The 22,730-nt window shown below is 71.9% G+C and carries 20 protein-coding genes and 1 riboswitch; of the genes, 10 read left to right on the top strand and 10 right to left on the bottom strand.

Features of this window, described 5'->3' with window-relative positions:
- The 4 genes from ACZ7LU_RS15380 to ACZ7LU_RS15365 are packed head-to-tail and all read left to right on the top strand — an operon-like array spanning position 1 to position 5,597.
- On the top strand, positions 1–1,533 hold the full coding sequence (locus ACZ7LU_RS15380) for a GMC family oxidoreductase (protein WP_398300369.1): 1,533 nt from the start codon (positions 1–3) through the stop codon (positions 1,531–1,533).
- Positions 1,530–2,639, top strand: a complete 1,110-nt coding sequence (locus ACZ7LU_RS15375) for a quaternary amine ABC transporter ATP-binding protein (RefSeq protein ID WP_468087849.1) — start codon at positions 1,530–1,532, stop codon at positions 2,637–2,639. The genes ACZ7LU_RS15380 and ACZ7LU_RS15375 overlap by 4 nt, the downstream gene beginning before the upstream one ends.
- Entirely contained in the window at positions 2,639–4,615 is a 1,977-nt protein-coding gene (locus ACZ7LU_RS15370) for an ABC transporter permease (protein WP_471916914.1), read from the top strand. The genes ACZ7LU_RS15375 and ACZ7LU_RS15370 overlap by 1 nt, the downstream gene beginning before the upstream one ends.
- 1 nt (position 4,616) lies before the next feature.
- Positions 4,617–5,597: an ABC transporter substrate-binding protein gene (locus tag ACZ7LU_RS15365; RefSeq protein ID WP_471916913.1), complete on the top strand. Its 981-nt coding sequence runs from the start codon at positions 4,617–4,619 to the stop codon at positions 5,595–5,597.
- A 57-nt stretch (positions 5,598–5,654) separates the two neighbouring features.
- Here ACZ7LU_RS15365 and ACZ7LU_RS15360 read toward each other — a convergent pair whose 3' ends face one another.
- Genes ACZ7LU_RS15360 through ACZ7LU_RS15350 form a run of 3 tightly spaced genes read right to left on the bottom strand, consistent with a single transcriptional unit; the run spans position 5,655 to position 7,317 of the window.
- A complete protein-coding gene (locus ACZ7LU_RS15360; protein ID WP_471917082.1) occupies positions 5,655–6,383 on the bottom strand; it encodes an isocitrate lyase/PEP mutase family protein in 729 nt (242 codons plus the stop codon).
- Positions 6,380–6,826: a carboxymuconolactone decarboxylase family protein gene (locus ACZ7LU_RS15355; protein WP_471916912.1), complete on the bottom strand. Its 447-nt coding sequence runs from the start codon at positions 6,824–6,826 to the stop codon at positions 6,380–6,382. Before ACZ7LU_RS15355 ends, ACZ7LU_RS15360 begins: the two co-directional genes overlap by 4 nt.
- Entirely contained in the window at positions 6,823–7,317 is a 495-nt protein-coding gene (locus ACZ7LU_RS15350) for a carboxymuconolactone decarboxylase family protein (RefSeq protein WP_468556960.1), read from the bottom strand. Before ACZ7LU_RS15350 ends, ACZ7LU_RS15355 begins: the two co-directional genes overlap by 4 nt.
- 46 nt (positions 7,318–7,363) lie before the next feature.
- On the opposite strand from ACZ7LU_RS15350, the gene pdxR reads away from it, so the two are divergent.
- Complete coding sequence (pdxR, locus tag ACZ7LU_RS15345; RefSeq protein ID WP_471916911.1) at positions 7,364–8,770, top strand: MocR-like pyridoxine biosynthesis transcription factor PdxR; 1,407 nt, start codon at positions 7,364–7,366, stop codon at positions 8,768–8,770.
- 23 nt (positions 8,771–8,793) lie between these two features.
- On the opposite strand, the gene ACZ7LU_RS15340 is transcribed toward pdxR, so the two are convergent.
- On the bottom strand, positions 8,794–9,660 hold the full coding sequence (locus ACZ7LU_RS15340) for a DMT family protein (protein WP_471917081.1): 867 nt from the start codon (positions 9,658–9,660) through the stop codon (positions 8,794–8,796).
- 154 nt (positions 9,661–9,814) lie between these two features.
- Here ACZ7LU_RS15340 and ACZ7LU_RS15335 point away from each other — a divergent pair, with 154 nt between their 5' ends.
- Complete coding sequence (locus ACZ7LU_RS15335) at positions 9,815–10,237, top strand: hypothetical protein (protein ID WP_471916910.1); 423 nt, start codon at positions 9,815–9,817, stop codon at positions 10,235–10,237.
- A gap of 18 nt (positions 10,238–10,255) precedes the next feature.
- Positions 10,256–11,440: a glutathionylspermidine synthase family protein gene (locus ACZ7LU_RS15330; protein ID WP_398300385.1), complete on the top strand. Its 1,185-nt coding sequence runs from the start codon at positions 10,256–10,258 to the stop codon at positions 11,438–11,440.
- Between the two features lie 12 nt (positions 11,441–11,452).
- Here the strand turns inward: ACZ7LU_RS15330 and ACZ7LU_RS15325 are convergent, their stop codons facing one another.
- Positions 11,453–12,478, bottom strand: coding sequence for an NADP-dependent oxidoreductase (locus ACZ7LU_RS15325; RefSeq protein ID WP_471916909.1), 1,026 nt, complete (start codon positions 12,476–12,478; stop codon positions 11,453–11,455).
- Between the two features lie 201 nt (positions 12,479–12,679).
- Here ACZ7LU_RS15325 and ACZ7LU_RS15320 point away from each other — a divergent pair, with 201 nt between their 5' ends.
- Positions 12,680–16,018 (top strand): AfsR/SARP family transcriptional regulator, encoded by a 3,339-nt coding sequence (locus ACZ7LU_RS15320; protein ID WP_471916908.1) that lies wholly within the window; start codon positions 12,680–12,682, stop codon positions 16,016–16,018.
- A gap of 36 nt (positions 16,019–16,054) precedes the next feature.
- Here the strand turns inward: ACZ7LU_RS15320 and ACZ7LU_RS15315 are convergent, their stop codons facing one another.
- Positions 16,055–17,290 carry a serine hydrolase domain-containing protein gene (locus ACZ7LU_RS15315; protein WP_471916907.1) on the bottom strand — a complete coding sequence of 412 codons (1,236 nt, stop codon included), beginning with the start codon at positions 17,288–17,290 and terminating at the stop codon, positions 16,055–16,057.
- Positions 17,291–17,447: 157 nt separating this feature from the next.
- A complete protein-coding gene (gene rocD, locus ACZ7LU_RS15310; protein ID WP_471917080.1) occupies positions 17,448–18,629 on the bottom strand; it encodes an ornithine--oxo-acid transaminase in 1,182 nt (393 codons plus the stop codon).
- Here rocD and ACZ7LU_RS15305 point away from each other — a divergent pair.
- Positions 18,628–18,873 carry a hypothetical protein gene (locus ACZ7LU_RS15305; protein WP_471917087.1) on the top strand — a complete coding sequence of 82 codons (246 nt, stop codon included), beginning with the start codon at positions 18,628–18,630 and terminating at the stop codon, positions 18,871–18,873. The genes rocD and ACZ7LU_RS15305 overlap by 2 nt on opposite strands.
- Positions 18,874–18,881: 8 nt before the next feature.
- Positions 18,882–18,972, top strand: a riboswitch (ZMP/ZTP riboswitch).
- A gap of 40 nt (positions 18,973–19,012) precedes the next feature.
- Positions 19,013–20,341, top strand: coding sequence for a serine hydroxymethyltransferase (locus ACZ7LU_RS15300; protein ID WP_470978574.1), 1,329 nt, complete (start codon positions 19,013–19,015; stop codon positions 20,339–20,341).
- Between the two features lie 30 nt (positions 20,342–20,371).
- Here the strand turns inward: ACZ7LU_RS15300 and ACZ7LU_RS15295 are convergent, their stop codons facing one another.
- From ACZ7LU_RS15295 to ACZ7LU_RS15285, 3 genes are all read right to left on the bottom strand, one after another.
- Positions 20,372–21,145: a hypothetical protein gene (locus ACZ7LU_RS15295; protein WP_471916906.1), complete on the bottom strand. Its 774-nt coding sequence runs from the start codon at positions 21,143–21,145 to the stop codon at positions 20,372–20,374.
- A 71-nt stretch (positions 21,146–21,216) separates the two neighbouring features.
- Positions 21,217–22,053: a hypothetical protein gene (locus ACZ7LU_RS15290; RefSeq protein ID WP_471916905.1), complete on the bottom strand. Its 837-nt coding sequence runs from the start codon at positions 22,051–22,053 to the stop codon at positions 21,217–21,219.
- Positions 22,046–22,648 (bottom strand): RNA polymerase sigma factor, encoded by a 603-nt coding sequence (locus ACZ7LU_RS15285; RefSeq protein WP_471916904.1) that lies wholly within the window; start codon positions 22,646–22,648, stop codon positions 22,046–22,048. Before ACZ7LU_RS15285 ends, ACZ7LU_RS15290 begins: the two co-directional genes overlap by 8 nt.
- Positions 22,649–22,730: the final 82 nt, after the last annotated feature.

Here is a 22,730-nt window from a genome sequence, read left to right as displayed (position 1 = left end):
ATGTCCCAGACCGAGTTCGACTACGTCATCGTCGGTGGCGGCACCGCGGGATCGGTGATCGCTTCCCGCCTCACCGAGAACCCGGACGTCACCGTCGCCGTCATCGAGGGCGGCCCCAGCGACATCGACCGCGAGGACGTCCTCACGCTGCGCAAGTGGCTCGGTCTGCTCGGCGGCGAGCTGGACTACGAGTACACGACCACCGAGCAGCCGCGCGGCAACTCGCACATCCTGCACAGCCGCGCCAAGGTGCTCGGCGGCTGCTCCTCGCACAACACCCTCATCTCCTTCAAGCCGCTGCCGTCCGACTGGGACGAGTGGGAGGAGGCGGGCGCGGCCGGCTGGAACGCCAAGGCCATGGACCCCTACTTCGGCAAGCTGCGCAACAACATCGTGCGCGTCGCCAAGAAGGACCAGAACCAGATCGCCACCGACTGGGTCGAGGCGACGAAGACCGCGCTCGGCGTCCCGGAGATCGTCGGCTTCAACGACAAGCCCTTCGACGAGGGCGTCGGTTTCTTCGACCTCTCGTACCACCCGGAGAACAACAAGCGCTCCTCCGCGTCGGTCGCCTACCTGCACCCCCACATGGAGGCCGGTGACCGCCCGAACCTCCACCTCTTCCTGGAGACCTGGGCGACCAAGCTGGAGCTGGACGGCAAGACCGCCCGCGGCGTCCACGTGCGGATGAAGGACGGCGAGGAGTCGCTGCTCACCGCCCGCCGCGAGGTTCTCGTCTGCGCCGGCGCCATCGACACGCCGCGGCTGCTCATGCACTCCGGCATCGGCCCGAAGAAGGACCTCGAAGCCCTCGGCATCCCGGTCGTCCACGACCTGCCGGGCGTCGGCGAGAACCTCATCGACCACCCCGAGTCGGTCATCGTCTGGGAGACCAACGGGCCGATCCCCGGCAACTCCGCGATGGACTCGGACGCCGGTCTGTTCGTGAAGCGGGACCCGGACCACAAGGGCCCGGACCTGATGTTCCACTTCTACCAGATCCCGTTCACCGACAACCCGGAGCGCCTCGGCTACGAGCGCCCCGAGCACGGGGTGTCGATGACCCCGAACATCCCCAAGTCCCGCGCCCGCGGCCGTCTCTACCTGACGTCGGCCGACCCGGAGGTCAAGCCCGCCCTCGACTTCAAGTACTTCGAGGACGAGGGTGACTACGACGGGCAGACCCTCGTCGACGGCATCAAGCTGGCCCGCAAGGTCGCGCAGGCCGAGCCGTTCAAGAAGTGGCTCAAGCGCGAGGTCTTCCCCGGCCCCGACGTCACCGACGACGCCGAGATCAGCGAACTCGTCCGCAAGGCCGCGCACACCGTCTACCACCCGGCGGGCACCTGCCGAATGGGTGCTTCCACTGATGAACTCGCCGTGGTCGACCCGGAGCTGAGAATCCGGGGCCTGGCAGGAATCCGTATCGCGGACGCATCCGTCTTCCCGACGATGCCCGCCGTGAACCCGATGATCGGAGTGCTCATGGTCGGGGAGAAATGTGCCGAGATCCTTGGTGGTGACGGCCGATGAGCGAGGCCACCGCGACGATCGCGGACCAGGAAGAGACAGCAGCGGACGGACCCGTCTTCGCCGTCAAGAACCTCTGGAAGGTCTTCGGACCCGGCGCCGAGCGCATACCCGGCAACGAGGAGGTGCACGGCCTCAGCCCCGCCGAACTGCGGGACCGCACCGGCTGCACCGCCGCGGTCCGCGATGTGTCCTTCGAGGTCAACAAGGGTGAGGTCTTCGTCGTCATGGGCCTGTCGGGCTCCGGCAAGTCCACCCTCGTGCGCTGCCTGACCCGGCTCATCGAGCCCACCTCCGGCGCCCTCGCCATCGACGGCGAGGACGTCCTCGCCATGGACAAGGCCCGCCTGCGCGAACTGCGCCGCCACCGCGCCGCCATGGTCTTCCAGCACTTCGGTCTCCTGCCGCACCGCTCGGTCCTCGACAACGTCGCGTACGGCCTGGAGATCCAGGGCGTCGGCAAGGCCGAACGCCGCGCCAAGGCCCTCGAAGTCGTCAAGAAGGTCGGCCTGGAAGGGCTCGAACAGCGCAAGCCCGGCCAGCTCTCCGGCGGCCAGCAGCAACGCGTGGGCCTGGCCCGCGCCCTCGCCGTGGACCCCGAAGTCCTCCTCTTCGACGAGCCGTTCAGCGCCCTCGACCCGCTGATCCGCCGCGACATGCAGGAAGAAGTCGTCCGCCTGCACCGCGAAGAGGGCCGCACCATGGTCTTCATCACCCATGACCTCAGCGAGGCCCTCAAGCTCGGCGACCGCATCGCCCTGATGCGCGACGGCCGCGTCGTGCAGCTCGGCACGCCCGAGGAGATCGTCGGCTCCCCGGCCGACGACTACGTACGCGACTTCGTGCGCGACGTGGTGCGCGCCGACGTGATGAGCGTGCGCAGCGCCATGCGCCCCGCCGAGGGCGACGAGGAGAGCGCCGGCGCGGCGCTCGCCCCCGACGCCAAGGTCTCCGAGGCCATCGAGGCCGTCGCCCGCACCGGCTCCCCGGTGCGCGTGATGGACGGCAAGCGCTGCCTCGGCGTGGTGGACCACGCCGGGCTGCTCGCCGTGGTCGCGGGCACCGCGACGGCGTCCCCTGTCCCCGGCCGGGGCGAGGCGATCGCCTGATGGCCACCGCCACCGCCTCGGGCCCCGTCCGCGACACCGGAATCGGCGCGCTCCTGCGACACCGTGCCGTCGGCAAGCTCCTGCTGCTCGCCGTCGCCGCGGCCGTACTCGTGCCGATCGTCAACGCCAAGTGGGCCTCCGGCGCCTGGCCCGACGCGCTCACGGTCGATCTGACCGAGCCGCTCGGCAAGACGACCGACTGGATCATCGACAACCGCGACAGCCACCCGCTGTTCACCTACTTCCTCGGGCACGTCTCCAACGCCATCGTGCTCTCCGTGCGCGGCGTCTACCTCGTGCTGCTCGCCGCGGGATGGGCGGGCGTGACCATCGGCGCCGGGCTCGTCGCCTGGCGCGTGGCGGGCGTCAGGCTCGCCGTCCTTGCGTCGGCCTCGTTCGCCGTGTGCGGGCTGCTCGGCATGTGGGTGCCGACCATGCAGACCCTCGCCCTGATGATCGTGGCGGTCCTCGTCTCGGTCGTCATCGGCCTGCTGCTCGGCCTCGCGGGCGGCCTGAACGACCGGATCTTCCGGATCCTGCGGCCGGTCCTCGACACGATGCAGGTGCTGCCCGCCTACGCCTACCTGCTGCCGTTCGCCCTCGTCTTCGGCATGGGCGTCCCCGCGGCCATCATCGCGACCGTCGTCTACGCCGCCCCGCCCATGGCCCGGCTCACCGCGCTCGGCCTGCGCGGCGCCGACGGCGGCGTGATGGAGGCGGTGACCTCGCTCGGCGCGACCGGCCGGCAGCGCCTGTTCTCCGCGCGCCTGCCGCTCGCCCTCAAGGAGCTCCTGCTCGGCCTCAACCAGACGATCATGATGGCGCTCTCCATGGCCGTCATCGCCTCGGTGATCGGCGCCGGCGGTCTCGGCGACCGCGTCTACCAGGCGCTCTCCACCGTCGACGTCGGCCAGGCGCTCGCGGCCGGCATCCCCATCGTGCTGCTCGCCGTGGTCCTCGACCGCGTGACAGGCGCGGCCGGGGAGCGCACCGGCGCGCACGCCGAGGACGCCTCGCCGCTGCGCGGCTGGCGCGGCTGGTCCGTCGCGGGCGCCCTGACGGTCGTCGCCGCGCTCGCCGCCCGCTTCGCGGACCGGGTGGACTGGCCGACCGGCTGGGTCGTCAACATCGCCCCTTCGGTCAACACCGCCAAGGAGTGGATGGTCGACCACATCTACACCGGCGTGCCCGTCGTCGGCGGCACCGCCGACTGGGCCTCGCACTTCACCACCTGGATCCTCAACCCGGTCAGGGACGGCCTCCAGGGTCTGCCCTGGTGGTCGGTCCTGCTCGTCGTCGCCGCCCTCGCCTGGCTGATCGGCACCTGGCAGACGGCGCTCACCGCCGTCGCCGCGATGGCCGCGATCGGCGTGCTCGGCGTGTGGGACAAGTCCCTCGACACGCTCGCGCAGGTCCTCGCCGGTGTCGCCGTGACCCTGGTCCTCGGCTTCGCGATCGGCATCGCGGCGTCCCGCAGCAAGCGGTTCGAACGCCTGCTCCGCCCGGTGCTCGACGTGTTCCAGACGATGCCGCAGTTCGTCTACCTCATCCCGGTCGTCGCCCTCTTCGGCATCGGCCGCGCCCCCGCGGTCGCCGCCGCGGTCGTCTACGCGCTGCCCGCCGTCGTCCGCATCACCACGCAGGGGCTCAGCCAGGTCGACGCCGCCGCGATGGAGTCCTCGCGCTCGCTCGGCGCCACGAGCTGGCAGCAGCTGCGCAAGGTCCAGCTGCCGCTGGCCCGCCCGGCCCTCATGCTCGCCCTGAACCAGGGCGTCGTCCTCGTCCTCGCCGTCGTCGTCATCGGCGGTCTGGTCGGCGGTGGCGCGCTCGGCTACGACGTGGTGTTCGGCATCGCGCAGGGCGACCTGGCGACGGGCCTGGTGGCCGGTGCCGCGATCGTCTGCCTCGGCCTGATGCTCGACCGGGTCACGCAGCCCACGGAACGCCGGCCCCGCCGCGCGAAGAAGGGAGCCTGACATGCGAGTTCGTCACATGCGGGTTCGTACGCGTGTCATGAGTGCCGTCACGGCCGCCGGCGCGCTCCTCGCGCTCTCCGGCTGCGGCGCCGCCGACATGAGCAAGCAGGCGTCGCCGTACGCGAACGCCGCGGGAGCCAAGACGGTGACCCTCTCGGTCCAGTCCTGGGTCGGCGCGCAGGCGGACGTCGCCGTCGCCGAGTACCTGCTCAAGAACGAGCTCGGCTACCGCGTCGACAAGGTCCAGATCGACGAGGTGCCCGCCTGGGACGCCCTCAGCCAGGGCCGCGTCGACGCGATCATGGAGGACTGGGGCCACCCGGACCAGGAGCAGCGGTACGTCAAGGACAAGAAGACCATCGTCCCCGGCGGCGACGTCGGCGTGACGGGGCACATCGGCTGGTACGTCCCGACGTACTTCGCGAAGAAGCACCCGGACGTCACCGACTGGAAGAACCTCAACAAGTACGCCGACCAGTTCCGCACGTCCGAGAGCGGCAGCAAGGGCCAGCTCATGGACGGCTCCCCGTCGTACGTGACGAACGACAAGGCGCTGGTGGAGAACCTGGACCTGGACTACCAGGTCGTCTTCGCGGGTTCCGAGGCGGCGCAGATCACCCAGATCGAGCAGTTCGCCAAGCAGAAGAAGCCGTTCCTCACCTACTGGTACAAGCCGCAGTGGCTGTTCGAGAAGGTGCCGATGACGGAGGTGAAGCTGCCCGAGTACAAGGAGGGCTGCGACGCCGACCCAGCGAAGATCAAGTGCGCCTACCCGCACACGCCCCTGCAGAAGTACTTCAACGCGGACTTCGCCAAGAACGGCGGCGAGGCCGCGGAGTTCCTGAAGAACTTCAAGTGGTCGGAGGAGGACCAGAACGAGGTCTCCCTGATGATCGCCGACAAGAAGATGTCGCCGGAGGACGCGGCGAAGGCGTGGATCGACAAGAACGAGTCGAAGTGGAAGGGCTGGCTGCCGAAGTAGCCCCTCCCGTGGAGTGGTGCCGGGTGCCTCGCGAGGAGGCGCCCGGCACTTCCGCGTCTACCTCAGTTGTTCGGCGATCCCTCGCAGGGCCGACATGGTCTTCCGCAACAGTCCGGGCCCGAACGTAACCCGTGTGGCGCCCAGCGCGCCGAGCTCCCGCGGGGAGGGCCCGTCGGGCATGGCCAGCACGTTGACCGGCCCCTCGATCCCGGCCCGCAGCGCGGGGATCGCCTCGGCCGGCGCCAGGATCGGATACACGCAGTCGGCGCCGGCCGCCACGTACAGGCGGGCCCGCTCGATCGCGGCCGCCGGGTCCTCGACGCCCCGTACGAACGTATCCACGCGGGCGTTGACGAAGAGCCGGTCGCCCGCCGCCTCGCGCACCTCCGCGAGGAAGGCGGCCTGTTCGGCGGGGTCCCGCAGGGTGCCCGTCCCGCCCTTGCCGCCGAAGGAGTCCTCCAGGTTGCAGCCGACGGCCCCGGTCTCCAGGAGCCGGTCCACCAGTTCCTTCGCGGCGAGGCCGTAGCCCGTCTCGACGTCGGCGGTCACGGGCACGGAGACGGACCGCACGATCCGCGCGATCGCCGCGAACATCTCCCGGGGCGACACCTGCCCGTCCTCGTACCCGAGGGAGAGCGCGATCCCTGCGCTGGGCGTGGCGAGCGCCTCGTACCCCGCCTCCTCGAACACCTGGGCGCTCGCGGCGTCCCACGGCCCGGGCAGGACCAGCGGGTCGTCCTGCGCCCGGCCGTGGTGCAGCGCACGGAGCGTGTCGACGGGGTTCACCACGCGGGGCCTCCGGGTGCGATGCGGCGGCTGACCATCAGCCGGTTCCAGCTGTTGATGACGGTGATCACGCCGATGAGGTGGGCGAGTTCACCTTCGGTGAAGTGCTCGGCGGCCTTCGCGTACGCAGCGTCGGGCACGAAGCCCTCGGTGAGGACGGTGACGGCCTCGGTGAGCGCGAGGGCCGCGCGTTCGCGCTCGCTGAAGAGGTCACCCGCTTCCTCCCAGGCGTTCAGGAGCGCGATGCGCTTCGGGGTCTCGCCGTGTTCCAGGGCGACGTCCACGTGCATGTCGAGGCAGAAGGCGCAGGCGTTGAGCTGCGAGGTCCGCATCATCACGAGCTCGGCGAGGACCGGGTCGCCGAGCCCCTTCTTGGCGGCGGCGCTCAGCGCGCTCATGGCGCCCGCGACCCGCGGGTCCAGGTGGGTGGTGCGTGTGCTCACGCGCCGTTCGCCGCCTTGTAGTGGCCCGGCACCTGGCGCGTGCTGACACCGAAGCGGTTCCACGCGTTGATGACGGTGATCGCGGCGATGAGCTGGGTCAGCTCCGCCTCGTCGAAGTGCGCGGCCGCGTTGTCGTACACCGCGTCCGGCACGAACCCGTCGGTGAGGACGGTGATCGCCTCGGTCAGCTCGATCGCGGCGACCTCCTTGGCCGTGTAGAAGTGCCGCGACTCCTCCCAGGCGCTGAGCTGGACGATCCGCTCGACGCTCTCGCCCGCCGCGAGGGCGTCCTTGGTGTGCATGTCGAGGCAGAGCGCGCAGCGGTTGAGCTGCGAGGCGCGGATCTTGACGAGCTCGAAGATCACCGGGTCGAGGCCCTTACGGGCGGCCGCGTCGAGCTTGATCATGGCCTTGAAGACCTCGGGGGCGTGCTGGGCCCAGGCGAGGCGGGGGGTGTGCTCGTGGACGTATTCCTTGGCTTCCGTAGTCATGGTTCGACGATATGGCCGGAGTAGCCCACGGGTATGGTCCATTTCCATGGAAGAAACGTGGGCCACTCTGGGGGTCGACCTCCATCTGGAGACCGGCGGCGACGCGTCCCGCCACGGCGTCCGCAAGGGCCTCACGGACGCGCTGCGGGAGGCCGTGCGCGGCGGCCGCCTGGCGCCAGGCACCCGCCTGCCGTCGTCCCGCTCGCTCGCCGTCGACCTCGGCATCGCACGGAACACCGTGGCCGACGCGTACGCCGATCTGGTCGCCGAGGGCTGGCTCACCGCCCGCCAGGGTTCGGGCACGCGCGTCGCCGAGCGGGTGGTCGCGCCGCCGGTGCGGTCCGCGCCGCCCCGCAGGAAGGGCAGCACGCCCACGTACAACCTCACCCCGGGCTCGCCGGACCTCGCGTCCTTCCCGCGCGCGGAGTGGCTCAAGGCGGCCCGGCGCGCGCTGGCCGCGGCGCCCAACGACGCCCTCGGATACGCGGACCCGCGCGGCCGCGTCGAACTGCGCACCGCACTCGCCGGGTACCTCGCGCGGGCCCGCGGGGTGCACGCGGACCCCGACCGCATCGTCATCACCGCCGGGTTCGTGCACGCGCTCGCGGTCCTCGGCCGGGTGCTGCGGGCGCGCGGGCTGCGGGAGGTGAGCGTGGAGTCGTACGGCCTCGACATCCACTGGAACCTGCTGCACCGCGCGGGCCTGCGCACGGCGCCGCTCGCCTTCGACGAACTCGGCACGGACGTCTCGGCGCTGGGCCCCGCCTCGCCGAAGGCGGTGCTGCTCACCCCCGCGCACCAGTTCCCGATGGGCGTGCCGCTGCACCCCGACCGGCGGGCGGCGGCCGTCGACTGGGCGCGGCGTGCGGGCGGCGTGATCCTGGAGGACGACTACGACGGGGAGTTCCGCTACGACCGCCAGCCCGTCGGCGCGCTCCAGGGACTCGACCCCGAACGTGTCGTGTACCTCGGCACGGCCAGCAAGTCCCTCGCCCCCGGCCTGCGCCTGGGCTGGATGGTGCTGCCGTCAGGGCTGCACGACGAGGTCCTCGGCGAGAAGGACGCCGCCGGCGCGTCCTGCGGCGCCCTGGACCAGCTGACGCTCGCGGAGTTCATCACGTCGGGGGCGTACGACCGGCATGTGCGCGGCGCCCGGCTGCGCTACCGGCGCCGCCGCGACCAGCTCGTGGCGGCGCTGGCGGCGCGGGCTCCCGAGGTCCGCGCCACGGGTATCGCGGCGGGCCTGCACGCGGTCCTCGAACTCCCGCCGGGCACCGAACGCTCCATCGTCCAGGCGGCCAACTGGGAGCGCCTCGCGGTCCACGGCCTCGCCGGCTTCCGCCACCCTCTGGCGGGGGCGGGGCGGCGGGATGCCCTGGTGGTGGGGTACGGGACTCCTGCGGAGCACGCGTGGGCGGGGGCGTTGGAGGCGTTGTGCAGGGTGCTGCCGTGAGGTCCGGGCTGTGAGCTTCGGGATCAGTCGTGGTGGTCTTCGAGGAGCGGGGTCCTGGTCGGCGCCACGGCCTCGGCGGGGGCCTCGCCGAACCGGGCGAGCGCCAGCGCCCCCGCGACCGCCACCGCGAAGCCAAGGACGGCCGCCCAGCCCAGGCCTTCCCGGGTGCGGTCGCCCAGCCAGACCACGCCCACCAGGGCGGGACCGATCGTCTCGCCGATCACCATGCCCGCCGTGGCCGTCGTCACCGAGCCGCGCTGCAGCGCCGAGGTGAGCAGCAGGAAGGCCGTGCCGCCGCCCACCACCAGGGCGTACGTCGCCGGGTTGGCCACAAGCGCCCGGGGCGCCACGTCGTCGACGAGGCGTACGGACACCTCGACCACCCCGAAACCGCACCCCGCGCCGAGACCGAGCGCCAGCGCCCGCGCCCGTCCCGGCAGCCGGCCGGCGACCGCGCCGCCGACCAGGACGGCGACGGCGATGCCGAGCATCACGTACCGCAGGGCCGTCGAGCCGGTGCGGTCGCCCTCGTCGCCGGACGCGAGGCCCAGCATCGCGAGCCCCGCGCAGACGACGCCCACCGCACCCCATTCGACGCCGCTGAGCCGCACCCGCAGCAGCCGGGAAGCGACCACGGCAGTGACGGCGAGACTGGCGGCGAGCGCCGCTCCCACGGCGTAGATCGGGACCGAGCGCAACGCCACGACCTGCAACAGGAAGCCGAGTCCGTCGAGGGCGAGCCCGGCGACGTAGCGCCACTGGCGCAGGGCGCGCAGCAGCAGCGCCGGGTCGACGCCGGAGCCGGTGCCGGGCGCGGTGGCGCGGGTGGCGACCGCCTGGAGAACCGAGGCCGTGCCGAAGCAGACCGCTGAGCCGAGTGCGCAAAACATCCCAAGAGACACGAAGTGACTGTAGAGGAAGGTGAGTCAAAGGAGACCCAAGGGACATTCGGTGGAGCCGGTTGGCACGGGGTGCCGGAGCCTCCCTACGCTGCTCCCTGTACGAACCATTCGTACGCGGCACGGCTACGGGGGACGACACCACATGGCACAGAAACCACCACGACGACTGCGGTCCAGCACGGTCGCGCTCGGCGGCATGGGCGTCCTCGCCGCGGCGCTCACCTCCTGCGGCTCCGACCCGGACCGCCGCTGCGTGGACCGCGACAGCTACGACCTCGTCAACGGCTACCGCATCGTCAGCGACAGCAACTGCAAGTCGGGCGCCGCCGGTTCCGCCGGGAAGTCCCGTAAGGGTTCCTACGGCACGGGTACCGGCACGGGCACGGGCACGGGCACGGGCACCGGTAAGTCGTCGGGTCGCACCGAACCGGCCTGGTACTACGACGCCGACGTCGACGGACGCTACGCCGACAACGGCACCTTCAGCCGCAGCGAGGCCGTCGACCGGGACGGCTTCGGCTGCTCGGGCGGCGGCAGCGGTGGCAGCGGCAGCAGCGGCGGCTGAGCGACCGGTACGTACGCCATGGAACGCCGCACCACAGAGCCTCGCCCCGACTGGCAGCGGACCGTCGAGGACCAGGGTCTGATCTACCCCCTGACGCGCTACCCCGACGACACCCTGCGCCCCTACTGGGACGAGAGCGCGTACTACGTCTTCTCGCTTCCCGAGGTCGAGGCGCTGGAGGAGGTCGTCGAGGAGCTGCACGCGATGTGCCTGGCCGCCGCCGCGCACATCGTCGAGCACGACCGGCTCGCCGACCTCGGCATCACGGACCCGCGGGTGGCGGCCGCCGTCACCGAGGCCTGGCACCGCCGCACCGAACTCCCCTCCCTCTACGGCCGTTTCGACCTGCGCTACGACGGCACGGGACCGGCCAAGATGCTGGAGTACAACGCCGACACCCCCACCTCCCTGGTCGAGGCCGCGAGCCCCCAGTGGTTCTGGATGGAGGAGCGCTTCCCGGGCGCCGACCAGTGGAACTCCCTCCACGAACGGCTCGTCGCCGCCTGGAAGAAGCAGGCCCCGCTCCTCCCGCCGGGCGGCCCGCTGTACTTCGCCCATTCCGCAGGGGACGAGCTCGGCGAGGACCTGATGACGGTCGCGTATCTGCGGGAGACCGCCGAACAGGCCGGTCTCGCCGCCGAGTCCATCTCCATGGAGGACATCGGCTGGGACCGTCTCTCGCGCCGCTTCGTCGACAAGAAGCTCCGCTTCATGCGCAGCTGCTTCAAGCTCTACCCGTGGGAGTGGCTGACCACGGACCGCTTCGCGCCGCACGTCCTGGAGACCCTCGACAACGGCGGCGGCACGGGCTCGACCCTGTGGATCGAGCCGGCCTGGAAGATGCTCCTCTCCAACAAGGCGCTGCTTGCGGTGTTGTGGGAGCTGTACCCGGGCCACCCGAACCTGCTGCCCGCCTACCTGGACGGCCCGCGCGAACTGGCCGTGTCCGGCGGCTACGTCGCCAAGCCGCTGCTCGGGCGGGAGGGCGCGGGGGTGACGGTGCACGAGCCGGGCCCCGCGCCCGTACTCCGCGAAGAGCGCTGTTGCTACCAGGAGCTGGCGCCCCTGCCCGACTTCGACGGCAACCGGGTCGTGCTCGGCGCGTGGGTCGTGGAGGACGAGGCGGCGGGACTCGGCATCAGGGAGTCCTCGGGCCTGATCACGGACGAGTACGCGAGGTTCATCCCGCACGTGATTCTGTGAAGTGATCCTCCCTCAGGGAGTGATGGTGTCGGCGCCGATGCGCACCAGCATCTTGCCGGTGTTCGCCCCGCGCAGTACGCCGAGGAACGCCTCCGGCGCCCGCTCGATGCCGTCGACGACGGTCTGCTCGGTGCGCAGGGTGCCGTCGGCGAGCAGCGGCGCCGCCCGGCCGATCCACTCCGGGAACAGGTCGAGGTGGCTGGTGACGAGCATGCCCCGCAGGGTCGCCTCCTGCTTGGCGGCCTGGAAGAGGTTGTTCGGCCCCGGCGCCGGCTCGGTCGCGTTGTACGTGCTGATGGCGCCGACCAGCGCGATCCGGCCGCCCGGCCTGATCGCCCCGATCGCTGCCTCCAGGTGGTCGCCGCCGACCGAGTCGAGGTAGACGTCCACGCCGTCGGGCGCGGCCTGGGCGAGCTGCTCGGACAGGCCGCCCAGGCGGTAGTCGACGGCGGCGTCGTACCCGAAGGTGTCGAGGAGCTTCTTCGTCTTCGCCGGGCCGCCGGCGGAGCCGATCACCCGGGAGGCGCCGAGCTCGCGGGCGAGCTGCCCCGCGACACTGCCGACCGCCCCGGCCGCGGCGGACACGAAGACGACGTCGCCCTCGCGCACCGGGGCGGTGCGGGTCAGCGCGGCGTACGCGGTGAGTCCCGTGGCGCCGAGCGGGCCGAGGTAGGCGTCGGCCGGTGCGAGCGTGGTGTCGACGACCGTGGCGGCCGCGGCGTCGAGCACGGAGTACTCCCGCCAGCCCAGGAAGTGCGTGACCGTCGCTCCGACGGGCACCTCGGGGGCGTTCGACGCGACGACCTCGCCGACCGCCGAGCCCTCCAGCGGGGCGCCGAGCCGGAACGGCGGGATGTAGGACGGTACGTCGTCCATGCGGCCCCGCATGTACGGGTCGACCGACATCCAGGTGTTACGGACGACGATCTGCCCCTCGCCGGGCTTGTCGGGCACCTCGGTGGTGGCCAGCTCGAAGAGGTCGGGGGTGGGTTCTCCGACGGGGCGGGCGGCGAGACGGATTTCGCGGGAGACGGTCATGGTGACTCCTGTGTGTTCTGTGTGTGCTGAGGGGTGAGTGGTGAGTGGTGATCGCGGCGTTGCGATCACGGGAACCACCGTGAGTGGTGATCGCTGTGTTGCGATCACGGGAACCACCGTGCCGGGAGCCGCGCACGGAACGCTGACGGTTCACGCACGGTCTCCCGTCAGCGGTGCGCCGGCGGCGATTAACGTGGCCGTATGCGATTCGAGGTGCTGGGCCCGCTGACGGTGCGCACGCAGGACGGGGCGGCCGCGCCTGCCCCGGAGCCGAAGGTCCGCGCGCTGCTCGCCGCCCTCCTCGTGCGGGTCGGACGCCCGGTCCCGGTGGACAGGCTGATCGACGACCTGTGGGGCGACCGACCCCCGGCCTCACCGGTCAACTCGCTCCAGACGAAGGTGTCCCAGCTGCGCCGCACGCTGGAGGCGGCCGAGCCCGGCGGCCGCGGCCTCGTCGTGCACGGACCCGCCGGATACGCGCTGCGCATACCGCCCGAGCACGTGGACGCCACCTCTTTCGAGACGCTGATCTCGCGCGCGTACGCGACCGACACGACCGACTCGACGGAAGCTGATACGCGTACGAAGGCATCGCTTCTGACCGACGCGCTGGCCCTGTGGCGCGGCCCTGCGTACGCCGACTTCCGTGACGCCGAGTTCGCGCGCGCGGCCGTCACGCGCCTGGAGGAGCAGCGCCTGACCGCGCAGGAGACGCTGGCCGAGCTGCGCCTCGCACACGGTGAACACGCCGTACTGGCGGACGACCTGGCCCCCTTGGTGGCGCGCGAGCCCCTGCGCGAACGCCTGCGGGCCAGCCACCTCCGGGCCCTGTACCGCTCCGGCCGCGTGGCCGAGGCCCTGGACTCCTACCGGGACCTCCGACTCCGTCTCGCCGAAGAACTCGGCATCGACCCGAGCCCCGAACTGGCCGAGCTGCACGAGGCGATGCTGCGGCAGGAAGAGGAGCGGGGCCCACGAGGCGCGGAAGCGGCTACAAGCCCCAAGGCGAGCACGGACGTCGCCGTGAACCGCCCGCTCACGAATCTGCCCGCGCAGGTGACGGGTCTCATCGGCCGCGACGGGGAGATCGCGCGCATACGCGACCTGATCGCCACGGAACGCCTGGTCACCCTCACGGGACCCGGCGGCGTAGGAAAGACGCGACTGGCCGTGCAGTCGGCGTCAGGCCTTACGGACGCCTTCCCCGACGGCATCTGGCTGGCCGAACTCGCCGGCACGAGGGGCGAGGTCGCCCCAACGGTCGCCGCTGCCCTGGACATCCGCGACGACGCACCGACGGAGCCGGGGGAGCCGGGGGAGGAGGTCGGGGAGGGGAAGGAGGCCCCGGCCTCGGCCGCCCGGACCCCCATCGCACGACTCGCGCGGGCACTCGCCGGACGTCGCCTTCTCCTCGTCCTCGACAACTGCGAACACGTCCTCGGCCCCGTCGCGGACCTGGTCGCCGGACTCCTGCGCCAAGCCCCCCACCTGCACATCCTCGCCACCAGCCAGGAACCCCTCGCCCTCACCGGCGAAACCGTGGAGGCCATCGCCCCGCTCGGCGAGGAGGACGCGGTGCGGCTCTTCGCCGCCCGCGCCGCGGCCACCGCCCCGGGCTTCGCCCTGGACGACGCGAACCGCGAGTCCGTCGCCCTCATCTGCCGCCGCCTCGACGGCATCCCGCTCGCCGTCGAACTCGCCGCCACCCGCGTACGCGCCCTCGGCGTGCACGCCCTCGCCGACCGGCTGCACGACCGCTTCCGCCTCCTCAACCAGGTACGCCGCGACGCCCCCGCCCGCCAGCGCACCCTGCGCGCGATGATCGACTGGAGCTGGGAGCTCCTGACGCCGCCCGAGCGGCGCGCCTTGCGCCAACTCGCCGTGTTCGACGGCGGTTTCACCCTCGCGCACGCAGAAGCCGTACTGGCACAGACCACCCCGCAGGCCCCACCACAACCGTCACCACAGACCCCACCACAACCGTCGCCACAGACCCCACCCGAGGGCGATGTTCTCGACCTGGTGACCAGGCTCGTGGACCGCTCCCTCCTCGCGCCGGCGACGACCGACGCCCCCGAGCTGCGCTACCGCATGCTCGAATCCGTCACCGCGTACGGCCTCGAACGCCTCGACGACGCGGCCGAGACCGCCGAGGTCCGCCGTCGGCACGCCCGTCACTTCGCCGCCTTCGCCGAATGCGCTGCCGCAGCCCTGCGCGGCCCCGACCAGCGGCTCTGGCTGCGCCGGCTCGACCACGAGACCGTGAACCTCCGTGCCGCGCTGAACTGGACGACCACGGACTCCGACACCCCGACGGCCCTGCGGCTGGTCAACGCCCTGACCTGGTACTGGTTCCTCCGAGGCCGCCTCCGCGAAGCCATGCGCTCCCTGGACCAGGCCTTGAACCTGCCCCTGAGTCCGCCCCCGAACCTTTCCCCGAGCCCGCCGCCGCCCACGGCGTCCCGGCACGACGAGGCCGGCCCCCTCCTCTCGGCCCGCACCGCCGCCGCGTCGGCCCACGCCGCCTTCGCCCTGCTGGCCGGGGAGCCCGCCTGCGCGCACCGCAACGCCTGTGAGCGCGCGGAGACCACCTCAGCCGACGCCCGTTCCCGCTGGCTGCTCGCCTTCGCGCGGTGCGGGTTCGACCACACGCCTCGCGAGGCCGCGCGGGTCGACGCGCTCCTCGCGGAGTTCCGGGCGGCGGGCGACCGCTGGGGCGAGGCCGCCACACTGTCCACCCGGGCCACCCGCGCCCTCTACCGCGGCGACCTCCCGGCCCTGCGCCGCGACGCCACACGCAGCGCCGAACTGTTCCACGAACTGGGCGACAGCTGGGGACAGTTGCAGTCGTCCGAACAGCTCGGCGTCCTCGCCGAGATCGCCGCCGACTACGAGGAAGCGGCCCGCCTCCAGCGCGACGGGATGCGCCGCGCCGAGGAACTCCAGCTCTGGACCGATCTCTCCTTCCGCCTCTCCCGCCTCGGCCGCATCGCTCTCCTCACCGGTGACGACCCCGCCGCCACCGCCTTCCACGAACGAGCCGCCGCCCTCGCCGCCCAGCAGTCGCACCGCCCCGCCCAGCAGTTCGCCGAGACCGGCCTCGCCATCGGCGCCCGCCGCCGCGGTGACCTGGACGCGGCCGAGCAACTCCTCCTGCCGTGGCTGGACTTCAACCGCCGCTTCGGCGTCGACTCCGGCACAGCCCTGATCCTGGCTCAACTCGGCTACGTCGCCGAACAACGCGGCGACGCGACGCGCGCGGAGACCCTCCACCGCGAGAGCCTGGCCATGGCCCGCACGACGGGCGACGAGCGCGCGGTGGCCCTGGCCCTGGAAGGCCTCGCGGGCGCCCGCTCCCTCGCCGGCGACCACACCCACGCCGCGGGCCTCCTCGGCACGGCCGCCCGCATCCGCGAGTCAGAGGGAGCACCCCTGCCTCCCGCGGAACGCACGGACGTCACCCGCGCTACCGACCGCACCCGCACCGCCCTCGGCGAGACCGCGTTCAGAACGGCATACGACCGGGGAGCCCACCCCTGACGAGCGCCCGGGGGAGGGCTCATTCCGGCGCGCGGTTCAGCGGCACAGAGCCTTGTCCACGACACCGTCCACCCGGGTCATGACCGTCTTGTCGTTCGGCTGCATGGTCACCGCGACGTTCGCGGCGCGGCCCTTGTCGGTGACTCCGCCCCGGGTCTCGTATCCCGGGTAGCTGCCGCCGTGACCCCAGTAGACGCCGCCGCACGACAGCGGCTTGCTCACGAGGCCCAGGCCGTAGCGGGCGCCAGGGCCGAAGTAGTCGGCGCGGACGGTGGTGCGCATCTGGTCGAGCTGCTTCTCGGGGAGGAGACGGCCGCGCAGGAGCTCGCCGTAGAACCGGTTGAGGTCGGAGTTGGTGGAGATCATCTGACCCGCCGCCCAGGTCCAGGACGGATCGAGCTCCGTGATGTCACGCAGGGGCGCACCCTTTCCTTCCTGCAGATATCCCTTGGGATGGGGTTCGCGGATCGTCGCGTCATGAGGGGCGGGGAAATAGGTGTGACGCAACCCGATCCTCTTGATGATGCGCTGATCGATCTCCTCCGCCACGGTGCGCTTGGTGACCTCCTCGATGATCAGCCCGGCCAGTACGTAGTTCGTGTTGCTGTACGCCCATCCCTTCCCCGGCTCGAACTCGGCCTTGTACTGCAGCGCGATGTCGAGCAGCTCACGAGGCTCGTAGTAACGCGGCTGGAGGTCGTGCTTCGTGTAGTTGGGCAGCCCGCTCGTCTGCTGCAGCAGGTGGCGGATGGTGATGCGGTTGCCGTCGATCCCCTCCCCGCGCACGACCCCCGGCAGATAGGTGTCGACCGAGTCGTCGAGACGGACCTTCCCCTCACCGACGAGCTGCAGCATGACCACCGCGGTGAACGCCTTGGTATTGCTGCCGATCCGCACCTGACCGTCCCGGGGCACCTTCGCCCCGGTGGCCAGATCACCGACCCCTGCCGTGTAGACACGGCTGTGTCCATCGCGCCCCTTGACGCTCGCCAGCGCGCCGGGCACGCCGTCGTCACGCACCAGCGCATCCAAGCCCCGCTGGACGGCGTCCGGCCTGGACGCGACGGATGCGGACGCGGATGTGGATGTGGATGTGGATGCGATTGTGGTCGAGGCGGGTGTCGCGGACGCCGCAGACGGCACCAGAGCACCCACCGTCATGGCGCCCACACCCACGCTGATGGCCACCGCGGTCGCGGTCGACACTGCTCTGCGCCGACCGCCCTGCTGTCGACCGGAAATACGGAACCTCTGCCATGCCTGCTCACGCACGAGCCAACTCCTGTGGAAGCGTCGGGAATCCGGCGGCACCCGCCGGACTCCACACTTCCGGATGAGAACACCCGCGACGATCCTGCCAACCGCCCACTCCAGGTGGGGGTAGCCCCCGCCCCGGCGCGGGGGTGCTTCACCCCCTCCCGGCCGGCCGCTAGCTCAGCACGGCCCGCAACTGATCCAGCCCCCAGTCCAGATCCTCCTTACTGATCACCAGCGGGGGAGCGATGCGGATCGTCGACCCGTGCGTGTCCTTGACCAGCACCCCCCTCTCCATCAACTTCTCGGAGATCTCCCGTCCCGTGCCGTACGACGGGGTGATGTCGACGCCCGCCCACAAGCCGCGTCCCCGCACCTCCGTCACCTTGCCCGCACCGGTCAGCAGCCCCAGCTCGGCGTGCAGGTGCTCACCCAGCTCCGTGGCGCGCTGCTGGTACTCACCCGTCGACAGCATCTCGACCACCTCGAGCCCCACCGCGCAGGCGAGAGGGTTGCCGCCGAACGTCGAACCGTGCTCACCCGGCTTGAACACCCCGAGCACATCGGCATCCGCCACCACGGCCGACACCGGCACCACGCCGCCTCCGAGCGCCTTGCCCAGCAGATACACGTCCGGCACCACGCCCTCGTGCTCGCACGCGAACGTACGCCCCGTTCTGCCGAGCCCCGACTGGATCTCGTCCGCGATGAAGAGGGCCCCGCGCTCCCGGGTCAACTCCTGCACCCCCGGCAGATAACCGGCCGGCGGCACGAGCACCCCGGCCTCGCCCTGGATCGGCTCGATCAGCACGGCCACCGTGTCGTCGGTGACCGCGGCCCGCAGCGCCTCCAGGTCGCCGTACGGCACGATCTCGAAGCCCGGTGTGTACGGACCGAAGTCCGCCCGCGCCTCGTCGTCCGTGGAGAAGCTGATGACAGTGGTGGTCCGGCCGTGGAAGTTGCCGGCCGCGACAACGATCTTCGCCCGCCCGTCCGGCACGCCCTTGACCTGATACCCCCACTTCCGGGCGGTCTTCACGGCCGTCTCCACGGCCTCCGCGCCCGTGTTCATGGGCAGCACCATCTCCTTGCCGCAGAGCCCGGCCAGGCGCGTACAGAACTCGGCGAACCGGTCGTGGTGAAACGCCCGCGACGTCAGCGTCACCCGGTCCAGCTGAGCCTTCGCGGCGTCGATCAGCCGGCGGTTGCCGTGCCCGAAGTTGAGCGCGGAGTACCCGGCGAGCATGTCGAGATAGCGGCGCCCCTCGACATCGGTCATCCACGCGCCCTCGGCGGAGGCGACCACGATGGGCAGCGGATGGTAGTTGTGCGCGCTGTGTGCCTCGGCCGAGGCGATGAGCCGCTCGCTGGTCGACGCGGTGCCGGAACCGGCGGCCGACGACGCGGACGAAGGCGACGGCGCGGATGAAGGCGACGACGCGGATGAAGGCGACGGCGATGACGACGATGACGTGCGGGGAGATGGCGTACTCGACACGGGGTCTCCGTTCGTCTTGCGGCGTGGGGCGGGTGTGGCGCCCAATTCCTATCGTCGCTCGCATCGCGGACGAAGAAACCTGCCGGATCGGCGCGCCCGCTAGGCTTGCCCTGACAGCACGGTGACTGGCGCACGGGGAACCGACCCCGATGGAGCCGTGCCAGGCAGAACCTTCGAGGTGCCGCCCGCCTGGGCACCCCGGGACCACGACCGGACACTGACCGCTCGCCCCGGAGGACGCCATGACTTCCACTTCCTCATCCCCTGCCTCTCCCTCTCGCCCTTCCGCTTCCGCTCAGCACCACCCCGCCCTCGCCGCCGAGGACCCCGAGCTCGCCGCCCTCGTCGGCGCCGAGGAACAGCTCCAGGCCGACACCCTGCGGCTGATCCCCAGCGAGAACTACGTGTCCACCGCGGTCCTCGAAGCCTCCGGCACCGTCCTCCAGAACAAGTACAGCGAGGGCTACCCCGGCCGCCGCTACTACGAGGGCCAGCAGAACATCGACCCCGTCGAACGCCTGGCCATCGCCCGCGCCAAGGCCGTCTTCGGCGTCGAGCACGCCAACGTCCAGCCCTACTCCGGCTCCCCGGCCAACCTCGCCGTCTACCTCGCCTTCGCCGAGCCCGGCGACACCGTGATGGGCATGGCCCTGCCGATGGGCGGCCACCTCACCCACGGCTGGGGCGTCTCCGCCACCGGCAAGTGGTTCCGCGGCGTGCAGTACGGCGTGCGCCGCACCACTGACCCCGAGACGAACGGCCGCGTCGACCTCGACGAGGTCCGCGACCTCGCGCTCAAGGAGCGCCCCAAGCTGATCTTCTGCGGTGGCACCGCCCTCCCTCGCACCATCGACTTCGCCGCCTTCGCCGAGATCGCCCGCGAGTCCGGCGCCGTCCTGGTGGCCGACATCGCGCACATCGCCGGTCTGATCGCGGGCGGCGCCCACCCCTCGCCGGTGCCGCACGCCGACGTGATCTCCACGACCACCCACAAGACCCTGCGCGGCCCGCGCGGCGCGATGCTGATGTCCCGCGAGGAGCACGCCAAGGCCATCGACAAGGCGGTCTTCCCCGGTCTGCAGGGCGGCCCCCACAACCAGACCACCGCGGCCATCGCGGTCGCCCTCCACGAGGCGTCCCGGCCCTCCTTCCGCGACTACGCCCACGCGATCGTCGACAACGCCAAGGCCCTCGCCGACGCCCTCCTCGCCCGAGGCTTCGACCTGGTCTCCGGCGGCACCGACAACCACCTGATCCTGATGGACCTGACCCCCAAGGACGTCCCGGGCAAGATCGCCGCGAAGGCCCTCGACCGGGCCGGAATCGTCGTGAACCACAACACCGTGCCGTACGACCCCAGGAAGCCGTTCGACCCGTCGGGCATCCGCATCGGCACCCCCTCGCTGACCTCTCGCGGACTCGGCACGGAGCACATGACAGCCGTCGCCGAATGGATCGACCGTGGTGTCGCCGCAGCGCGCACCGGGGACGAGGACGCCCTGACGAAGATCAGGTCCGAGGTCGCCGACCTGATGGCCGCCCACCCGGCACCGGGCCTGCCCACCGCCTGAGCGACCCCGTCACCTCACAGGTTGACAAGTTCACAGGTCCCGCAGCTCCTGCCGGGGCCCCGGCTCGTGCGGTCGCCGTCGCCACGCCGCCGCTGCCGCCCAGCGCTCGGTCACCGGGCGCCGGAGCAGCAGCGCGGCGACCGCACCGGCCCCGGCGCCCGGTATCGCCCACCACCACTCCGAGCCGGTCGTGCCCGGCCCGCCACCGCCCGCGGCGGCCTTCTGCTCGCCGCCGCTCTTCTCGGGGGCCGAGGGCTCCGGCACCGTCTCCGAGCCGGGCGCGACCCCGGAGGTGCCCCGGTCCGACGCCTTGCCCATCAGGCCGAGCTCCTTGAACAGGGACACCAGGCGCTCCGGCTCCTTCGCCCGGTGCCAGTCACCGGTCAGTGACTCGGTCTCCGTCGACCTGTGCACCCACACGTCCATGTCCTTCTTGCCACCGTCCCTCTTGTCGCCCTCCTTGTCGGAGAGCGGCGCATAGACCCGGTCGACACGCCACGGCGTCACGTCATGGACCATCCACGTGACATTGATCTGCCGGCTCTGGACACCCACACCGAGGCCCGGCGGGTCCTCGCTCGGCTTTCCGCCGGAGGTTGGGGGCTCCAGCCAGCTCTCCAGGTCGCCGTACTCCCCGTCGGTGTAGTACAGCGAGGCGCTCTGGGTGCTCTCCGGTGACACCAGCAGCACGCTCGTCGGCCCGCCCGCCACCGCCTGGGGCGCGCCCGCCACCATCAGCGCCGCCGTGACGCCCAGCCCGGCCGCCGCCCCGCACAGTCCCCTTGCCGTCCGCATGTCCGTCATGTCCGTCCCCCAGCCGCCCGCCGGCGCGGCCCCTCCGCACCGGTTCACTTCTGGTACACCGCCCGAGCCGGTCAGGTTCCCGATTCGGGGATCGACTCCGCGATCTCCAGGGCCCGCTCCTTCGACGCCACTCCTTCCAGCCGCAGCGTCAGCTCCTGCCCGCGTGTCCACAGCAGCGTCGGCCCCGCCGTCCGCTCGGACCGCCGCCAGCGGTCGCCGTCGCCCTCCACCAGCCAGAACGTGAGCCGGTGCGGCCGGGCGAACCAGAGCCCCGTCTCCCGGCCGACCTCGACCCAGTCGGGCTGCACCGGCACCGTCTTGGCGAAACCGGGGTCGAGCCGGGCCGCGTACTCATCGAGGCGTATCGTCCGGCCGTCCGCGCGCCAGCAGAGGCTGACCAGGACCCGGGCGCCCGGCTCCCGCGTCACCGACACCGCGTCCGGCGCGCCGAGCGACTTCGGCACCGCGGGCGAGAACCCGGCCAGGCGCCGAGCCTCCGCCGCCGTCACCGGATCACCGCACCCGGGCACGCCCGGCCCGGCCGAGGGCGTCGCCGACGGGTCGTACCGCACCTCGACTCCGCCGAAGTCGAACCATTCGAAGACCGCCGCCCGCACCGGAGGCGTGAGCACGAGGACCGCGAGCAGCCCGCACAGCGCGGCCGTCACCGCCCGCCACCGCATCCGCAGACCACGCCGCAGGCCGCGCAGCCGCTCGGCGGGGCCGGGCGGCTCGGCCACCGGCACCCCGGCTCTCTCCGCGAGTATCTGCGCGATGACCCGTTCGGCCATCGACTCCCCGCCGGCACCGCCCGCGCCGCCCGCGTCCATCGACCGGCCGAGCGCCCGCAGCTGCTCGCGGAGCCGCGCCGCCTCGGCCGCCTCGCCCGCGCGCTGCCGCTCACTCATCTCCCTCACCTCCCTCCCCGGGCAGCAGCCGGCCCAGCTTGCGCAGCGCGCGATTCAGCCGGGACTTCACCGTGCCCCGCGGCCAGCCGAGGGCCTGGGCCGTCTCCGCCTCGTCCATCTCCAGCAGATAGCGGTAGGTGACGACCAGGCGGTGATCTTCGCCCAGCTGGTCGAGGGCGGCGAGCAGCGCCGCCCTTCGCTCGTCCTCCAGGGCCGCCACCGCCGGGTCCGACGATTCCGGTATCAACGGCTCCGCTTCGGCGAGCGCGGCCTCCCGGCCGACGACGGACCGCTGCCGGACCGCCGAACGCACTGTGTTCCTCGTCTCATTGGCGACGATCGCGAGCAGCCACGGCTTGAACGCCGAGCCGTCCCTGAACCGTCCGAGTGAGCAGTAGGCCTTGAAGAAGGCCTGCTGCACCACGTCTTCCGCGTCCGCTCCCGCGCCGAGTGCCGCGGCCGCCCTGAGCGCGATGCCGGTGAAAGCGCGCACCAATTCCGCGTACGCCTCCGCTTCTCCGGCGCGCACTCGCGCGATCACCGCACGCTCGTCGACGACGCGGCCCCCCTCCAGGACCTCCCCCTGTGCCCTCACACCTTTGATACACCGGCCGTGGCCGATCGGTTCCCACCCGTCACACACCTGTTTCCGAGCTATGAGAGTCACCTGAGAGAAT

The sequence above is a fragment of the Streptomyces sp. NPDC039462 genome, from assembly GCF_055639375.1.
This window is presented reverse-complemented; position numbering and strand designations above follow the sequence as displayed.

What these genes read in the sequence shown, in the direction of transcription:
- ACZ7LU_RS15375 (WP_468087849.1), top strand. Translation starts at nt 1,530, where the DNA reads ATGAGCGAGGCCACCGCGACGATCGCGGACCAGGAAGAGACAGCAGCG.
- ACZ7LU_RS15320 (WP_471916908.1), top strand. Translation starts at nt 12,680, where the DNA reads ATGCGATTCGAGGTGCTGGGCCCGCTGACGGTGCGCACGCAGGACGGG.
- ACZ7LU_RS15365 (WP_471916913.1), top strand. Translation starts at nt 4,617, where the DNA reads ATGCGAGTTCGTCACATGCGGGTTCGTACGCGTGTCATGAGTGCCGTC.
- ACZ7LU_RS15380 (WP_398300369.1), top strand. Translation starts at nt 1, where the DNA reads ATGTCCCAGACCGAGTTCGACTACGTCATCGTCGGTGGCGGCACCGCG.
- ACZ7LU_RS15335 (WP_471916910.1), top strand. Translation starts at nt 9,815, where the DNA reads ATGGCACAGAAACCACCACGACGACTGCGGTCCAGCACGGTCGCGCTC.
- ACZ7LU_RS15330 (WP_398300385.1), top strand. Translation starts at nt 10,256, where the DNA reads ATGGAACGCCGCACCACAGAGCCTCGCCCCGACTGGCAGCGGACCGTC.
- ACZ7LU_RS15290 (WP_471916905.1), bottom strand. Translation starts at nt 22,053, where the DNA reads ATGAGTGAGCGGCAGCGCGCGGGCGAGGCGGCCGAGGCGGCGCGGCTC.
- ACZ7LU_RS15305 (WP_471917087.1), top strand. Translation starts at nt 18,628, where the DNA reads ATGAGCCGCTCGCTGGTCGACGCGGTGCCGGAACCGGCGGCCGACGAC.
- ACZ7LU_RS15340 (WP_471917081.1), bottom strand. Translation starts at nt 9,660, where the DNA reads ATGTTTTGCGCACTCGGCTCAGCGGTCTGCTTCGGCACGGCCTCGGTT.
- pdxR (WP_471916911.1), top strand. Translation starts at nt 7,364, where the DNA reads ATGGAAGAAACGTGGGCCACTCTGGGGGTCGACCTCCATCTGGAGACC.
- ACZ7LU_RS15295 (WP_471916906.1), bottom strand. Translation starts at nt 21,145, where the DNA reads ATGACGGACATGCGGACGGCAAGGGGACTGTGCGGGGCGGCGGCCGGG.
- ACZ7LU_RS15300 (WP_470978574.1), top strand. Translation starts at nt 19,013, where the DNA reads ATGACTTCCACTTCCTCATCCCCTGCCTCTCCCTCTCGCCCTTCCGCT.
- ACZ7LU_RS15350 (WP_468556960.1), bottom strand. Translation starts at nt 7,317, where the DNA reads ATGACTACGGAAGCCAAGGAATACGTCCACGAGCACACCCCCCGCCTC.
- ACZ7LU_RS15325 (WP_471916909.1), bottom strand. Translation starts at nt 12,478, where the DNA reads ATGACCGTCTCCCGCGAAATCCGTCTCGCCGCCCGCCCCGTCGGAGAA.
- ACZ7LU_RS15370 (WP_471916914.1), top strand. Translation starts at nt 2,639, where the DNA reads ATGGCCACCGCCACCGCCTCGGGCCCCGTCCGCGACACCGGAATCGGC.